Source organism: Achromobacter mucicolens (genome assembly GCF_902859725.1).
In the GTDB taxonomy this organism is placed as follows: domain Bacteria; phylum Pseudomonadota; class Gammaproteobacteria; order Burkholderiales; family Burkholderiaceae_B; genus Achromobacter; species Achromobacter mucicolens.
The window spans coordinates 212,353-228,603 of sequence record NZ_CADIJP010000001.1 but is presented as its reverse complement, the minus strand read 5'-3'; the positions used below and the strand labels follow the sequence as shown (position 1 = coordinate 228,603).

Below are 16,251 nucleotides of genomic sequence, written 5' to 3'. Positions count from 1 at the left end.
TGGGCGATGTCTGATTCATCGGAACAAGCTGCACCCTGCCCCGCGCCTCGCGCGCGGGGCGCGCTGGACGGCCTGCGCGTCATCGACCTGTCGCGCGTCCTGGCCGGTCCGCTGTGCTCGCAAATGCTGGCGGACCAGGGCGCGGACGTCATCAAGATCGAGCCGCCCGGCGGCGACGAGACCCGCAGCCTGGGGCCGCCGGTCAACGAAGCGGGCGACGCGGCCTACTTCACCGCCGTCAATCGCGGCAAACGGGCCATCGGGCTGGACCTGTCCCGGCCCGCCGGCCGCGACGTGCTTTTCGCGCTGCTGGCCGATGCCGACGTCCTGATCGAAAACTTCATCCCCGGCACGATGGCCAAATGGGGGCTGGACTACGAGGCGGACCTCAAACCCCGCTTTCCCCATCTGATCTACTGCGCCATTACGGGCTTCGGTGACGACGGCCCGCTGGGCGGCCTGCCCGGCTACGACGCGGTGCTGCAGGCCATGTGCGGCCTGATGAGCATCAACGGCGAACCAGCCAGCGGCCCGACCCGCATCGGCGTACCCATCGTCGACCACCTGACCGGCTACACCGCGCAGTCCGGCATCCTGCTGGCGCTCTACCACCGGGCGCGCACCGGCCTGGGCCAGCGGGTCGAGGTCACGCTGTTCGACACCGCGCTCAGCCTGCTGGTGCCGCACGCCGCCAACTGGATGCACACGCAGCAAACGCCCGGCCTCTTGGGCAGCGCGCATCCCAACATCGCGCCGTATGACCGCTATGCGTGCCGCGACGGCGAGATCTTCCTGGGCGTGGTGAACGACCGCCAGTTCCGCCGCTTCTGCGACTACGCCGGCCTGACGGCATTGCCCGAAGACCCGCGCTTTGCCACCAACCGGTCGCGGCTGGCGCACCGCGACGCATTGCGCGACGCCATCGAACACGCCCTGGCGTCGCGTTCACGGGACGCGCTATGCGCCGAGCTGATGCAGCTGGGCGTGCCGGCGGGCCCGATCAACAGCGTGCCCGAAGCCTTTGCGCAGGCGCACACCGCGCATCGCGGCATGCGCGTGGATCGCGATGGCTATCACGGCATCGGTCCGGCAGTCCGGCTCTCGCAGGCGCCCGCGCGCGTCAAGCGCCCGCCGCCCGCCTATGCGCAACACACCGTCGAGGTCCTGCGGGAGGCTGGCTTTGACGACTCACAGATCGCGGCGTTGCAGGAACAGGGCATCCTGCCGCGATGGCCGCCTCCCAAGCCCTAGCCGCACCCGCATGCAGCACACCATAAAAAACGAGGAGACCACCATGAAGACCATACGCCTCATCGCCGCGCTCGCGGCGCCGCTGCTGTTCGCGCAACCTGCCTCGGCCGCCGACAGCTATCCCTCCAAACCCGTCAAGATCATCGTCCCCTATCAGGCCGGCCAAGGCACCGACGTCGCCGCCCGCTACCTGGCCGAATACCTGGCCCGTGACCTGGGCCAACCGTTCATCGTGGAAAACCGCCCGGGCGCTGGCGGCAACATCGGCGCCTCCGAGGTCGCGCGCGCCGCCCCCGACGGCTACACGCTGCTGATGGGCACCAACGGCACGCACGTGCTGAACCAGTACATGTACGCGTCCACCAACTTCGACCCGGAGAAAGACTTCACGCCGGTCATGCTGGTCAGCTCGTTTCCCATGGTGCTGCTGACCACGCCGTCCTCGCCCTACGCCAGCCTGGCCGACCTGCGCAACGCGTCCAAGGCCAAGCCCGACAGCGTCAACGTGGGCATGCCCAGCACCACCGCACGCCTCGTCTACGAACTGCTCAAGCAGCAGGGCGTCAACAGCATCCGGGGCATTCCCTACAAAGGTTCGGCCACCGCCACCACGGACCTGATGGGCGGTCAGGTGCAGCTCGGCATCGACACCGTCAGCGCCGCGCGCTCGTTCATCACCAGCGGCAAGTTGCGTCCGCTGGCGGTGACCTCGTTGAAGGAGTCGGCCCTGCTGCCCGGCGTGCCTTCCGTGGCGGCGCAGGGGCTGGACGGCTTCCAGGTGATCGCCTGGAACGGCCTGTATGCGCCCAAGGGCACGCCGCCCGCCGCCGTGAAGCGGCTGAACGACGACCTGACCAAGATCCTCGCGCGTCCGGAAGTCCGGCAGAAGCTGCTGGACCTGGGCCACGAACCGGGCGGCGGCACGCCCGACGAACTGGCGGCCTTCGCCCGCAGCGAACGGCTGAAGTGGCAGCCGCTGATCGTGCAGGCGGGCCTGAAGGCGGAATGATGCGCTGACGGCGGGCGGCCCGGTCCGGACTGCATTACGGCTGGACGGCGGCAAGCCGCTTGCCGCTTGCCGCGACGGCGGCCATCGCCAGCACGCACAGCACAGCGGCCAAGATAAATGTCGCGCGCAGCCCGGCCGCAAGCGCGGCGGGCGGCGCATCGGCCAATGACGCGGCCCCGGCGCCCGCGGCAAACACCGCGCCCATTGCCGAGGCGCCCGTGATCAGGCCCAGGTTGCGCGACAGGTTCAGCATGCCCGACACGGCGCCGCGTTCGCTGCCGCCTGCGGCCGCCATCACCGCCGTATTGTTGGCTGCCTGGAACAGCGCGTACCCCGCCGTCATCGTGGCAAGCGCCGCGACGTAACCCGTCACGCCGAACGCCTGCGCGGCAGCCGGCAGCGCGGCGCAGGCGCCGCCCACCGCGCCCAGCGAAAGCAACGTCATCGGCCGGCTGCCGAAACGATCCACGCAGCGGCCCGCCGGCACGCCGGCCAGCGCCGCCACGAGCGGGCCGCAGGACATCGCCAGCCCGACCTGCACGGCGCCCAACCCCAGCCCTCCCGACAGATAGAACGGCCCCACCACCAAGGTCGCCATCATCACCGTGGCGACCAGCGCGTTGGCCGCAAACCCGCCCGCCAGCAACGGGTTGCCGATCATGGCCGGCCGCACCAGCGGCTGCGCCGTCCGCGCCTGCACCCACATGAACAGGCCCGCGCCGCCTGCCGCCGCAGCCAGCAGAATGACATTGAGCACCCCAAGACTGCCGCGGCCCAGTGTCATGGACAGCGCATAGGTGGCCAGCGTCAGCGCCAGCAGCATGCTGCCCGGCCAGTCGAAGCGAACCGGTTGATGCGCGGCGCGCTGCGCATCGCGGGGCAGGCGCCGCCAGGCCAGCCAGAACGCCAGCAGCCCCAGCGGCAGATTCACCAGGAAGATCGCCCTCCACCCCGACCCGGCGATCAAGGCCCCGCCCAGCGTCGGCCCGAGCGCGGTGCCGGCCGCCGACATCGTGCCCAGCAGACCCATGGCGCTGCCGGCCCGCCCCTTCGGCGCCGCCTCGCCGGCAAAGGCCATGGCAAGCGTCATCAACACGGCCGCGCCCATGCCCTGCGCGGCGCGCGCGGCCACCAGCGTCCACAGGCCTGGCGCCACCCCGCACAGCACCGACGCGGCGGTAAACCACGCCAGCCCGAACAGCATCAGGCGCCGCCGGCCGATCAGGTCGCCTAGCCGCCCGGCGCTGACGACCGCAATCGTGATGGCCAGCAGATAAGCCAGCACGACCCACTGCACCGACTGGAAGGGCGCGCCGAATGCCTGCGTGAATGCCGGCAGGCCGACGTTGGCGATGCTGGTGCCCAGCGAAGACAGCAGCATCGCCAGCGACAGGCAGCACAGCAGCGCCAGACGGGGCTGGGATGGCGAGGGATCGGAAATCGGCATGATGGCGTCCTGAATGGAAGAGACAGGACACCAGCGTAGGCCGCAATATCACCTGGCGGAAGGCGCAGCATTTGCAGCTAATACCTGCACACGGCGCCATGCCAAATGTCAGCGCGCCGGCCGCCGGCGTGCTACGTTTGCCGCATGTCCATGCCCGACCTGAACCTTCTCATCACCCTGGACGCGCTGCTCGCGGAAGGCAGCGTGGCCGGCGCCGCCCGCCGGTTGCGCCTGAGTCCCTCCGCCATGAGCCGCGCGCTGGCGCGGCTGCGCGACGTAACAGGCGATCCGCTGCTGGTGCGCGCCGGGCGCGGATTGGTGCCCACGCCCCGTGCGCTGGCGCTGCGCGAGCAGGTCGGCGGGCTCGTCCGGGACGCGCAGGCCGTGCTGCGCCCCACCGAAACGCTGGATCCCGCGGCCCTCGTGCGCACCTTCACCCTGCGCGTCACCGACGGCTTCGTGGAGAACTTCGGCGCGCGCCTCCTGGCCCGCATCGACACGCAAGCGCCGGGCGTGCGGCTGCGCTTTCTGCAGAAACTGGATAAGGACAGCGCGCCGCTGCGCGACGGCGCCGTGGACCTGGAGACCGGCGTGGTGGGCCAGTCAGCCAGTCCCGAGCTGCGCACGCGCGCGCTGTTCCAGGATCGTTTTATCGGGGTCATGCGCGCGGGCCATCCGCTGGCCCGCAGCAACGTCACGCTGACGCGCTACGTGAACGCCCGCCACATTCTGGTGTCGCGCCGCGGGCGCGAATCCGGCCCGATCGACGAGGCGCTTTCGCAGGCTGGCCGCGCGCGGCATGTCGCCACGATTGCCAGCGGTTTTTCCACAGCGCTTGCGCTAGTGCGCGACACCGACCTGATCGCCACGGTGCCGGACAGGCACACCGCCGCGCTACGCACAGGCATGCGCAGCTTTGCGCTGCCCTTCTCGATGGCGCCCTTCACGGTGTCGATGCTGTGGCATCCCAGGATGGACGGCGATGCCGCCCATCGCTGGCTGCGCGGCTGCGTGCTGCAGGTCTGCGGGGAAGACAGAGCCGCCTAGAAGGGGCCGCCCAGGTGGGGCCGCCTCCGTAGGACGGCCCCAGCGCGTTTCATCCGCCGCTACGGCTTCGGTGCGCTGGCCACCAGCGCGTCGAACTGCTTGTCCAGTTCCGCCAGCGAATCGCGGATGTGCGCGCGGCGCGCCTTGATCCACTTGTCCTGTGCGGCCAGCTGCTCGCGCGCCTCCTGGATCATGCGATCCATCTCCTTGGGCTGCGGTCCGCCGCTGGTGGCGCGGTTCTTCACGATGGCCACGGGATCCAGCGTCGCGCGGAACTCCGCTTCGCTCATCGGCAGGTCCGTGCCGTACTTGGAATCCTTCATGGCGTCGGCATAGATGCGACGCGCCTGTTCGTACGGAAAATCCAGCGGCTTGATGTTGTTGGCCTTGGCGTACGACACTACCTCGGACGCAAAATGATGGCCCGCGCGGAACGGCAGCTTGTATTTGTGCATCAGCACGTCCGCCAGTTCCTGCGAGGCCGTCCAGTCGCTGTTCAGCTCTTCCAGCGCGCGGTCCGGGCTGATGACCATCGCCTTGAGCACGCGGTCCCAGCGCTTGAGCGCAGAGATCGCGCTGTCGACCATCGCGGAATTCTGCTTCACGTCCTTGGGATCGCTCATGCCGGGCGTGATGTTGTGCGTCTGCAGCACGGGTCCCATCGCCAGCGTCACCGCGGTGGAGGCATCGCTGCGCGTGTCGTTGAGCAGGCCGGGATTGCGCTTTTGCGGCATGGCGCTGGACACGTAGGTATTGCCGCCGCCTTCCTGCAGCAGGATCCACGGACGCGACTGTGCATACTGCGTCATCACGTCTTCGACGAAATTACCGGTACGCAGCGCGATGCTGGTGACGATGGACGCGACCTCGACCGGCTGGTCCATGGACGAGATCTGCGAGGCGTCGTAGGCGTTGTCGACCAGCGCCTCGAAGCCCAGATATTGCGCCATGCGCTTGCGGTCCAGCGGCCAGCTCGTGCCGTTCAGCACGGTCGTGCCCATGGGCGAGCGGTCGATGCGCACGTAGGCCTCGCGAATGCGCTGCGCATCTCGCGCCAGGCCCGCCGCCTGGCCCAGCAGGTAATGTCCGTAACTGTTGGGCTGCGCGGCCACGCCGTTGGTGTAGTTGGGAACGATGGTGCCCGCATGCTTGGCGGCCAGCTCCACCAGCGTGGTCGACGTGGCGTTCAACTGGTCGGCCAGTTCCAGCAGCTTGTCGCGCAGGATCGCGCTGCGATAGGTGGCGTGCATGTCCTGGCTGGAACGGCCCGCGTGCAGCAGGGTCACATCCTCGCCAGCGGCCTTGATCAGCAGGGGCTCGAAGGTGATGACCGTGGCCGCCCGCTTGGCGCCGGGCTGATTGCCGTCGCTGATGACCTTGGCCACGCCGGCGGCGATCCGCGGCGCCATGGACTTGTCGAGCAGACCCTCGTCGGTGTTGATCACCGCCGTGGCCTTGTTGATTTCTCCCAACCAGAAGAAGGGATCGCGGGGCGGGGATTGCTGCGCGGCGGCGGCGTTCGCGGCCAGCGATAGCACCAGGGCGGCGCCCAGGGTCGGAAGCATCTGTCTCATGGCGTTCTCGTTATAGGGGTGGCCAGACAGTGTATCGAAGCGCCATGCCGCCGGACACCCGGTATTGCACCGAGGCGCGGGCGCCTGACACCATGCCGAGCGAAGACGGGCCCCGCACGAAAAAAGGCCGGCCTCCAAGAGGCCGGCCTTCGCATCCGATCAGAATCGAATCGCCTTAGAAGCGCCAGCTCACGTTGACCGTGCCGGTGTTCTGGCGGTTGCCGTCGCCGAACTGGCCGGAGTACGCCAGACCCAGCGTGGCGTTCTTGCTCATCGCCAGATCCACGCCCACTTCCATGACCGCCGCGTCACGCGCCAGCGGGTTGCCCGCGACGGTGAACGGCTGGCTGCCGTCGAACGACATCGTGGCTTCCGGATTGAGGTCGCCGTAAGCATGGCGCCAGCCCAGCATGCCGCGCAGGCGGCCCGCGTTGTCCTTCACATCGAACGTCGTCTGTGCGCGCAGGCCCAGCGTGGTGGTGCCCACGTTGTTCGTGCTGCTCTTGCCGCTCAGCGCGGCGTCACCGCCCGATTCCGAGAAGCCGCGGGTGCGCAGGTCGCTGAAGTCCGCGCCGAAGAACGGCTCAAGGGTGACGCGGTCGTTCAGCGGGATGGCGTAGCCCACGTCGGTGAAGACCTGGCCGGTGCTGGCGCTGTAGTCGGCCTTCAGCTCCTGGTACTGGCCCGCCGCGTTGATGTTGCGCTTGCTGTCGATGTCGTGCCACGTGTAGGCCACGCCGGCGGTGAAGTTGATCTTGCCCGAGCCGGCTTCGAACGACTTGCCGCCGTACAGGATCGCGCTGTAGCTGTTCACGTCGGACTTGGCCGAGCGGTCGTCCACCGTGATGCGGCTGTCGGTGTAACCGAACGCGCCGCCCAGACGCCAGCCGTTGCCCACGCCGTGATCGCCACCGACGAAGATGCCGACGTCGCGTTCACGGGACTTGGCGACGTCGCCGTTGCCGTCCATCGTGCGCCAGTTGCCGAAGGCCTGCGCCCACAGCGGCTGCGCGTTCGAGCGCGGCAGCATGGAGGCGTCTCCACGGCCGACCTGCGCCGTGGGGGGGCCGGCCACGAAACCGGCATTCATGTTGGCGCGCAGCTGTGCCGTGGGCAGGCTGGCCACGTTGTTGCTGACGTTCTGCATCGCCGACACGCTGCTGCCGAACGATTCGCCGGACAAGTCGGCAAACACACCGGCCGGCGCGCCGTTGGGCAGGTTCAGGACGCGCGTGTACAGCGCGCTGGTCTTGGGCAGGCTTTGCAGCGCGTTCGCGGCCGAGCGCTGGTTGCTGGTCACAGCCAGGTCGGCGAATTCGATCGGGCGGGTGCCGCCGTTGCCGATGGGCGTGGGGGCCGGTTCGGTCGGTGTGGGAGCCGGTTCGGTCGGCGTGGGAGTCGGCTCGGTCGGCGTGGGAGTCGGCTCGGTCGGCACTTGCTTCTTGTCGAGCGTCAGCACGACCTGGTTGCCTTGATGGCTGAGCGACGGTTGCAGGAAGGCCATGTCGCTGGTCGCGCTGTCGAAGTGGCCGTTCAGGGTGTTGGCCGACAGGATGGTGTAGGCCGTCGATTCAGCGTACGTGCCGCCAGAACCCACGTGCACCACAGAACCCGCCAGATTGGCCGTGCCGGTGACCTTGACGCGGTCGCTCTTGCCCTCGGCGGTGGCGTCGACGCGATAGGTCGAGCCCGGCTTGAAGGTCAGGTCGCCATTCACCGTGATGGTGCCGATCGGCGACGGCGGGGTGACGACAACCGGCGACACCGACATCATGAAGATGTGGTTCGACTGCGCCGCGGCGTTGGGCGACAGGGTCGAACCCGACTCCAAGGTGGTCGGGCCGACTTCGCCGGAACCCGCCAGCGTGCCCTTCACGTTCACCAGGCCCTTCATGGTGTTGCCGTTCAGCGTCAGCGTCGCGGCCGGCGCGACGTTGATCTGGCCGACGCTGATCTTGGAGGTTGCCCCGAAGTCGCCATTGATGTTCATGATGGCGTCGGGGCCCACGACGCCGCCCGTAATGGTGCCGCCGGTGATGTCCAGGGTGGACGTGCCAAGCATCACGTCGCCGGCGATCGTGCCGCCGTTGACGATCGTCATCGGCGCACTGGCGCCGGCGACGTCAAGTGCAATGCCATCCATCTTGGCATTGATGACGCCGTTGTTGACGATGCCGCCGGTGACCGTGCCGTCCGAGACAACGATGCCCGCGTCAATGCTTCCGTTGTTGATGATCTTGCCCAGGACCGTGCTCGAGGTGATCACTTCGATACCGACGCCCGCGCTGTACTCGCCCGAAATCCGATATTCGTTGATGATGTCGCCCTTGACCATGCCGCCATTCGAAATGCTGATGCCGGCGCGATTGCTGGTCAGTTGCCGGGCGGCCTGGTTGATGATCGAGCCGTTGACGGTCGACCCCTGCACCTTGATGCCGCCGTTGGGGCTGAAGGACATCGGCCACATCAAGCCATCGTTCACGACGTCGCCGTCCACGATCGTGCCGCCGATCAGGGTAATCGAGGTGTAATCGCCAATGTTGACAACGGTGGGCACATTACCGGCGTGGAGGATGTAGTCGGTGGGCTGTGCAAGCGCCGACGGGGCAGAAAACGGCAGGCTCAGGCTAAGCAAAACGGCGAGGCGGGTAAGCGGAAAGCGGCGAGACATTTTGTAGTGACCATGTAAATTTCGTGTCTGAAATGTACCGATCATTGCAAAACGGAATCTGAGCGAATCTGAGCAACTTGTAATAGCTGCGGCCGCTTCTCGTCGAATAGGCACAAATAGGCCCAAAAGACCGCGCTTTTCCCCCGTTTGGACCGTCGGCGGCCCGCGAGGGCTGGCGTCGAATGGAGGCATTTACGCAACAATTGCCGCGCACTTCGCAATATTCGCGGCAGTACCGCCTTCAGTCGGCTCGCAGGTGAGGCAACGTAATGCAAAAGCGCACCGGCTCGACGCCCCCGGCCGCTTCCAGTGCCACCGAACCACCCAGCCGCGCTGCGATGGAACTGACCAGATACAGTCCCAGTCCCGCCCCCGGATGCCGGGTGGCATTTTGCCCCCGATAGTATTTCTGAAACAGCCGCTCTTGCTCTCCGGCGGGAATGGCGCTGCCGGGATTGGAAACCGCAATGCGCAACTGGTCCCCGTCTTCGCGCACCGACACGCTGACCGTCCCGCCCTCGGTGCAATGCCGGTCGGCATTGGCCAGCAGGTTGCGCAGCGCGATCCGCAGCAGGCCCGCGTCGCAGTCGAGCGTCCGGGTCTTCGATTCGTAGGCGCACTGCACCCTGCCCGGCGGATACTCGCTCGCCAGATCCTGCAACAGCGCAGGCAGGTCGCACCGGGTCAAGCGCAGTTCGGCGCGCGGCTCGCGCATGCGGTCATCGGTCAGGTATTCGTCCACCAGCGCCAACAGTCGCATGGCCGCATCGCGGATGTTGGCGCAGCGCGCCAGGCTCTTTTCCAGCGGCGCGGCAAGGTTGCGGCCCAATTGCTGGGCCGACGTCGTGATGATCGCCAGCGGCGTGCGAAACTCGTGCGACACCATCGCCACGAATTCACGCTGCTCGGTGAACATCTGCCGTTCCTTTTCCAGCGAGGTGCGCAATTCGCCTTCCAGCGCGACCCGGCGTTCGATCTCGCCCTGCATTTCTGCCGTGCGCAGGGCCACTTCGCGTTCCAGCCAATGGCTGTGCTGGCGCGCCAGATCGGCCGCCAGATTGGCCTGCTGCAATTCCCGGACGCGGCGCCGGCGCTCGTAGCGTCCCACGATGAACAGGCTGAGCAGCAGCATGTGCAGCATCGTGCCCAACGTGGACACGTACTCGGTGAAGGCGTTGACCGGGAACACTCCCAGGTTGCGCAGGAAGGCGATCAGCACGCCCACGTAGAACACGCCAAACGCCAGCGCGAAAAAGCGCGCCGGCCGCCAGCCCCGCTTGAGCAGGTACGCGCCCAGGACGATGAACGCGATGATCACCAGCAGCCCCAGCGTCTGGATCGGCAGCATGCCGGCGCCATAATGCCCCGTCACGATCAGCGCCGAGCACACGGCGGCAATGCCCCAGAACAGCCAGTACAGGCCGCGTACGGCTCGCGGATACAGCGCTTCCAGATTCAACTGGCGGAACGCGACGCGCAGCGCCACCGGCAGGCTGACGGCAATGCCCACGCCCAGCAGGCGGTCGCTCCAGGCAACGGGCAGGCCCGTCAACTGCTGCACCAACCCCAGCGACAGCACCTCGTTGAAGACGCAATTGCCGATGTAGGCCAGGAACAGGCCGCTCATGGGCGCGCGCGTCACCAGCCAGAACGCGGCGTGCGCGCAGATCAGGAGCAGGTAAAAGCCGAAGTACAGCCCGAACAGCAGGCCTTCGCGGCGCGACTGGTTATCGAACGCCAGCCGCTGCCAGACTTCCAGCCGCGTCGCCAGCGCGTTCTTGCTTTGAAGCCGCACCAGGATGACGTAGGCGCCGGGTTGCGACGGATTGAACTGGATCACGGGGCTGCGATAGTCCACCGGCCACTTGCGCCGCGCCAGATCCTCGCCGCTGCGCCCCAGCATCGTCCAGCCGCCGGCGTGGCCCACATAGATGCGCACGTCGTCCAGCAGCGAATTGCTCAGGCGCAGCATCCAGCCGCCGTGCATGACCTTGTCCACCTGCACGGGCAGGCGCAGCCAGATCGTCGCGGGCGTGAACCCCGCGCTCAGGCTGCCCGGCAGCGCCGTCCAGCCGTCCGCGGCGGCCGCGTGCGCGACATCAAGTCCGCCATCGGGATCGATCAGCCGCTCAAGATGGCCGCTTGCGTCCTGCACGCGCTCCTGGCCGTCCAGGCGCAGCGGCTCGGCGCGCGCCGGCCCGGCCGCGGCTACAAGACCCGCGAAGAGGCAGGCCAGCAGCGCCAGCCACAGCGTGGCCCTGGAGTAACATTCCCGTTTCATCAATCGCAATTTACGCAGCATTCCCGTGCAACCCGGCAGATTACACCAGCCCTTCACGCGGCATTCCGCGGGCGCGCCATGCCCGAAGTGATCCTGCTCGAAGACGAACCCGTGCTGCGCCAGGAGCTCGGCGAGTTCCTCGAAGAGTTGGGATACGCGCCTTCGTGCGTGTCCAGCCTGCAGGAATTCGACCAGCGCTTCGACCCCAACCGCCACCATCTTGCCGTCATCGACATCGGCCTGCCGGACGGTTGCGGCCTGGACCTGATCCAGCGGCTGCGCCAGCAAGGCCAGCAGGTCGGCATCGTGGTGTTCAGCGCGCGCCAGACCGGTCGCGACCGGATTTCGGGCCTTGGCATGGGCGCCGATCACTACCTGGGCAAGGGCTGTGACCTGGACGAACTGGCCGCCACACTCGCCGCGCTGGTGCGCCGCCTGGGACTGCCCCAGCCGGGCCAGGATCAGCCGCTTCCCAGCTGGCTGCTTGAAATCGGCCCGCGCCGCCTGCACATTCCCGGCGCCGAAGCCATGCCGCTGTCGCAGCAGGACCTGACCGTGCTGCATGTCCTCATGAGCCAGCCCGGCGAAAACATCAGCCGCCGCCAGATCGTCGAGGCGCTGGGCGCCGACTATCTGGAATACGACCAACGCCGGCTGGACACGCAAATGCGCCGGTTGCGCCGCCGCGTCGAAGCCCTGAGCGGGCAGACGCTGCCGGTCAAGACGCTGCGCAGCAGCGGCTACTGCTTTTATCAGTCAGCGCAGGTCAAAGGCTGACGGCCGGGCGGATCGTGGCCCGGCAACCGAAGGCCAGCTTCAGAATTCCGTGCTGACGGACAACAGCACCGTCAGCGGCGCTCCGACCGTCAGGCCTTCGCGCGCCGCCGACTGCCAGTAGTTCTTGTTCAGCACGTTCTCGACCATCGCGCGGATGACCACGGGCTTGCCGTTGGCGTTGAAGGCATAGCGCGCGCCCACGTCGAACCGCGTCCAGCCCGGGATCTCCTGCGTGTTGGCGACGTCGACGATCTGCGAGCTGGTGCGCAGCATGCGCGCCGTCAGCGTCAGGCCCGGCACGAACGGCGTGTCCCATTCGGCCGACGCGTTGAACTGCAGGCGCGGCACGGCGGGCGCGCGGTTGCCGTCGTTCACGCCGCCTTGCGTGCGCGTCAGCCGCGCATCCGTGTAGGCCACGCCGCCCAGCAGCCGTACACCGTGGGTCGGCTCGCCTTGCACCAGGAATTCCAGGCCGCGGTTGCGCTGCTCGCCGTCGGACACGTAGCGCAGGGAGGCCGGATCCAGGTAGCTGCTGGGGCGTTCGATCTGGAACGCGCTGAGGGTGGTTTCGAACTGGCCGAAGTCGTACTTGGCGCCCACTTCGAACTGCTTGGAGATTTCCGGCGCAAACACTTCACCGGCGTTGACGGCCCCTTGGGGCGCGGTTCCGCCCTGGCTCAGCCCTTCGATGTAGTTGCCGTACAGCGACAGACGCTCGGTGGGTTTGACGGTCAGCGCAAACGCCGGCGTGACGGCGGACTCGTTGTAGTTCGACGTCTGGCGGCCGCTCATCGCGTCGAAGTTGGTGGATTCCACGCGCTGGTGCCGCACGCCCGCAATGAACTGCACGCGGTCGTCGGCCAGGGAAATCGTATCGGCCAGCGCAATGCTGTACAGCCGCGAGTCGCTGACACGGGGCAGATCCGACGGACGCGCGATGTTCGGCTTGGCAAGGTCCACCGGGTTGTAGATATTGGAGAACACCGTGCTGGACCGGATCCGCGCCGCCGAATAGTCGATGTCCAGCACGCTGGCGCTCAGCGCCGGCTCGTGCTTGAGCGGGCCGGTCTGCACGCGGCCGCGCACACCCACCTCGCCTGTCTTGCTGATCAGCGATTCGTTCAGGCGGGCCGGCACCGCGCCGATGTCGCCCGCTTCGTTCAGCATGAGCCAGCTGGTCTGCATGCTTTCAAAATCATGCTTGCGCGCGCCCACCGCGCCGTAGACGGTCCAATCGGGCGATACGTCGTATTCGGCGCGCAGCGCGCCCGACCATTCCTTGGTCTTCCAGTAGGTCCACGACGGAAAGAAATTGCGGCGCGCGTCCGGCGCCCGGCCGATATCGACGCCCGAAGGCGGCGGGAACAGGAGGCCGCTGCGCGCATCGGTGGTGCGGTTCTGGTAGTTGATGTCGCCTTCCAGGCGCAGGCGCTCACCCTGGTAGTCCAGGCCCAGCGCCACCGCGCCCAGGTCTTCCTTGGCCCCGTCCATCGGCAGGTCGCCGCCGCTGCCCGCCACGTTCAGGCGCACGCCCCATTCCTGACTCTCGCCATAGCGGCGCGACAGATCGGCGTGCGCGCCGAACTGGCTGTCGCTGATGTAGGACACGGTAAAGCGGTTCAGCGGATCGGCGCCCGCGCGCTTCGGGACTAGGTTGATGGACCCGCCCACCGATCCATACGGCGCCATGCCGTTCAGCAGCGCGTTGGGGCCGCGCAGCACTTCCACCCGCTCCACGCCGATCAGCGAACTCGAATTGCGCGGCGACACGCCGTACAAGCCGTTGAACGACACGTCGTAGTTGAACAGCGTGAACCCGCGGATGTTGAACTCGTCGCGTCCCGCGCCGCGCGAATACGTATTGCGCACGGTCGGGTCGTTGACCAGCACGTCGCCGATGTTCTGCGCCTGCTGGTCCTCGATCAGCTTGGCGGTGTACTGCGTCGCGCTGAACGGCGTGCTCATGTCATCGCGGTCGCCCAAGAGGCCCAGGCGCCCGCCCCGCGCCACCTGGCCGCCGGCGTAAACGGGCGGCAGGCCGCTGGACAGGCTTGACGCCGTCACGGTCACCGGTTCCAGCGTCGTGGCCTGCGCGGTGGGCAAGAGGCTCAGCCGGTACTGGTTCGGCGCCTCGCGCGTGGCGCGCAGTCCCGTCCCGGCCAGCGCCCGGTCCAGGGCCTCGTGGCTGGTATAGCGGCCCCGCACGCCGTTGCTCTGGCGGTCGGCCACCAGCGACGGCTGGGCGGCCAACAGAATGCCGGATTCATTCGCCAGCCGCGTCAGCACCTGGTTCAGCGGCGCGGGCGCAATGTCGAAGGTGATGAGATCGGCCACGCCAGCCGCGGCGGGCGCCGCCTGCGCGTGGGCGGGCGGCCCCCAGACGGCGGACATGGCCATCGCCAGGGCCAGCGGCAAGCCCCAGGACGGGATTCGCCCGCGGCGGCGGGCCAGGGCGCGCGCGCGGGTCACGGGGAAGGCCGCGGCGGGGCAGGAATGACGGTGGGACATGACGGGACCAGTGCTCTCGTGCGTAGGGTTCGGGAAGTCAGAGCGGCGCGCCGGCCCCGCCGATGGCAGGGCGCGAGCGTCTCTTACTCTCCTTATTCGAACGGGCAGGCAAAACCCGGAACCGTTTCGCGGATTTTTTTCAGGCCCGCGCTTCGAGGCTGATCCACCAGGGCATCGTGCGGCGCACCTGGACCGGCAGCACCGAGGCCAGCATGTTCAGCGCGCGGTCCGTTTCGCGGATGGGATAGCTGCCAAAGACGTGCAGGCCGGCAACTTCAGGCGCCACGGCCAGGTGGCCGAAGTGATACCGGCGCAATTCGGCCACCACGTCGGCCAGCGGCGTGTCGTCGGCCACCAGCACGCCGCGCGTCCAGGCCTCGCGCGCCGGATCCGCGGGCACGAAGCCGTCCAGCGCGTTTGCGGTGAATCTCGCCTGCTGCCCCGCCGCCACGATGCCGCTGGCGCGGCTGGCCGCCGTGTCGATTCGGACGGCCCCTTCATGCACGGCGACCACCACGCCATCGTCTTCGCCACGCACCGTGAAACGCGTGCCCAGCGCCTGCAGCCGCCCCTGGGCGGTGTCGACCACAAAGGGACGCAAAGGATCCTTGGCGGTATCGATCAACAGTTCGCCGGCGACCAGCTGCAACCGGCGCAGCGTGGCGCCATAGTCGACATCGAACGCGCTGAGCGCCTTCAACCAGACCTGGGTGCCGTCCTCAAGGGCGATCTGCCGGGTTTCGCCCAGTCCCGCCCGATGATCCGCGCCCCAGGTCGAGGCGACGAGCGGCAGCGGCGTCTGCCGCCACGCCGTCCATCCCAGCCCCGCCATGCCCAGCGCGCCCGCCATTCCCAACAGCAGTTGCCGGCGCGCGCGGGGCCGGGCCGACGCGGCTTGCCCGAACGCCGTCACGGCGGCATCCCGGTCCGGACTGGATTGCAGGGGCGCAAAGCGGCGGCCGATGCGTTCGACGTAACCCCAGGCTTCACGGTGTTCTGCCGCGCGGTCGATCCATTGCTGCCATTGCTGGCGTTCGGCGGCCGACGCATCGCCCGACCGCAGCAGCGCATACCATTCGGCGGCCTGCTCCATCGCGCGATGGGAGGGCTCGCGCGCTTGCGCGGCGGTCATGGGGCCGCCACCTGCGGCGTGCCCGCCATTCCCGCCGCCAGCCGCGCTTCCAGTTTCATGCAGATCAGCATGGCCTGCGCGACATACTTGCGGACCATCCGCGATGACACGCCCAGCACGTCGGCCACTTCCTGGTCGGTCATTTCGCACGCCACCGCCATCACGAAGGCGTGCGCGGTCTTGGGCGGCAGTCCGCGCAACATGGCGTCGATCTCGCCCAGCGCCTGCAGCACCATGGCCTGGTCTTCGGCCGACGACACCATGGGTTCCGGCTGCGCCGCCAGGGCGTCCAGCCAGGCCTGCTCCAGGTCTCGGCGGCGCCACAGGTCGATGCACATGCCGTTGGCCATCCGGCGCAGATAGGTCCTGGCATGCCGGGCGTTGTCGAACTTGCACGGGCGCGTCAAAAGGCGCACGAACGCGTCGTGCGCCAGGTCGGCGGCATCGGCCGCATTGCCCAGGCGCCAGTTCACCCAGGCCAGCAGCCAGCCGTGGTGATTGCCGTACAGGCTTTCGAAGTCCTGGGATGCCCCTTCCGATCCGCTCACGATCCC

General features: G+C 68.0%; 11 protein-coding genes. 4 read left to right on the top strand and 7 right to left on the bottom strand.

The window, feature by feature from the left end:
• Window positions 1-6: 6 nt before the first annotated feature.
• On the top strand, window positions 7-1,251 hold the full coding sequence (locus HV786_RS01020; RefSeq protein ID WP_128830304.1) for a CaiB/BaiF CoA transferase family protein: 1,245 nt from the start codon (window positions 7-9) through the stop codon (window positions 1,249-1,251).
• A 43-nt stretch (window positions 1,252-1,294) separates the two neighbouring features.
• Entirely contained in the window at window positions 1,295-2,260 is a 966-nt protein-coding gene (locus HV786_RS01015) for a Bug family tripartite tricarboxylate transporter substrate binding protein (protein WP_175209752.1), read from the top strand.
• 34 nt (window positions 2,261-2,294) lie between these two features.
• Here the strand turns inward: HV786_RS01015 and HV786_RS01010 are convergent, their stop codons facing one another.
• Window positions 2,295-3,707: an MFS transporter gene (locus HV786_RS01010; protein WP_254599428.1), complete on the bottom strand. Its 1,413-nt coding sequence runs from the start codon at window positions 3,705-3,707 to the stop codon at window positions 2,295-2,297.
• 144 nt (window positions 3,708-3,851) lie between these two features.
• Between HV786_RS01010 and HV786_RS01005 the strand changes: the two genes are divergently transcribed.
• On the top strand, window positions 3,852-4,754 hold the full coding sequence (locus HV786_RS01005; protein ID WP_175209749.1) for a LysR family transcriptional regulator: 903 nt from the start codon (window positions 3,852-3,854) through the stop codon (window positions 4,752-4,754).
• Between the two features lie 59 nt (window positions 4,755-4,813).
• Here the strand turns inward: HV786_RS01005 and HV786_RS01000 are convergent, their stop codons facing one another.
• From HV786_RS01000 to HV786_RS00990, 3 genes are all read right to left on the bottom strand, one after another.
• Complete coding sequence (locus HV786_RS01000) at window positions 4,814-6,328, bottom strand: argininosuccinate lyase (protein WP_128829022.1); 1,515 nt, start codon at window positions 6,326-6,328, stop codon at window positions 4,814-4,816.
• A gap of 175 nt (window positions 6,329-6,503) precedes the next feature.
• Window positions 6,504-8,999, bottom strand: a complete 2,496-nt coding sequence (locus HV786_RS00995; protein WP_158216710.1) for an autotransporter family protein — start codon at window positions 8,997-8,999, stop codon at window positions 6,504-6,506.
• Between the two features lie 241 nt (window positions 9,000-9,240).
• Window positions 9,241-11,280, bottom strand: a complete 2,040-nt coding sequence (locus HV786_RS00990; protein WP_175209747.1) for a sensor histidine kinase — start codon at window positions 11,278-11,280, stop codon at window positions 9,241-9,243.
• Window positions 11,281-11,358: 78 nt separating this feature from the next.
• Between HV786_RS00990 and HV786_RS00985 the strand changes: the two genes are divergently transcribed.
• Window positions 11,359-12,057 carry a response regulator transcription factor gene (locus tag HV786_RS00985; protein ID WP_128829025.1) on the top strand — a complete coding sequence of 233 codons (699 nt, stop codon included), beginning with the start codon at window positions 11,359-11,361 and terminating at the stop codon, window positions 12,055-12,057.
• Between the two features lie 39 nt (window positions 12,058-12,096).
• Here the strand turns inward: HV786_RS00985 and HV786_RS00980 are convergent, their stop codons facing one another.
• The 3 genes from HV786_RS00980 to HV786_RS00970 all read right to left on the bottom strand — a co-directional run bounded on the left by HV786_RS00980 (window position 12,097) and on the right by HV786_RS00970 (window position 16,248).
• Window positions 12,097-14,565 (bottom strand): TonB-dependent receptor, encoded by a 2,469-nt coding sequence (locus HV786_RS00980; protein WP_254599427.1) that lies wholly within the window; start codon window positions 14,563-14,565, stop codon window positions 12,097-12,099.
• A gap of 139 nt (window positions 14,566-14,704) precedes the next feature.
• Window positions 14,705-15,697 (bottom strand): FecR domain-containing protein, encoded by a 993-nt coding sequence (locus tag HV786_RS00975; protein ID WP_175209745.1) that lies wholly within the window; start codon window positions 15,695-15,697, stop codon window positions 14,705-14,707.
• Window positions 15,694-16,248 carry a sigma-70 family RNA polymerase sigma factor gene (locus tag HV786_RS00970; RefSeq protein WP_420809620.1) on the bottom strand — a complete coding sequence of 185 codons (555 nt, stop codon included), beginning with the start codon at window positions 16,246-16,248 and terminating at the stop codon, window positions 15,694-15,696. The genes HV786_RS00975 and HV786_RS00970 overlap by 4 nt, the downstream gene beginning before the upstream one ends.
• Between the last annotated feature and the right edge of the window lie 3 nt (window positions 16,249-16,251).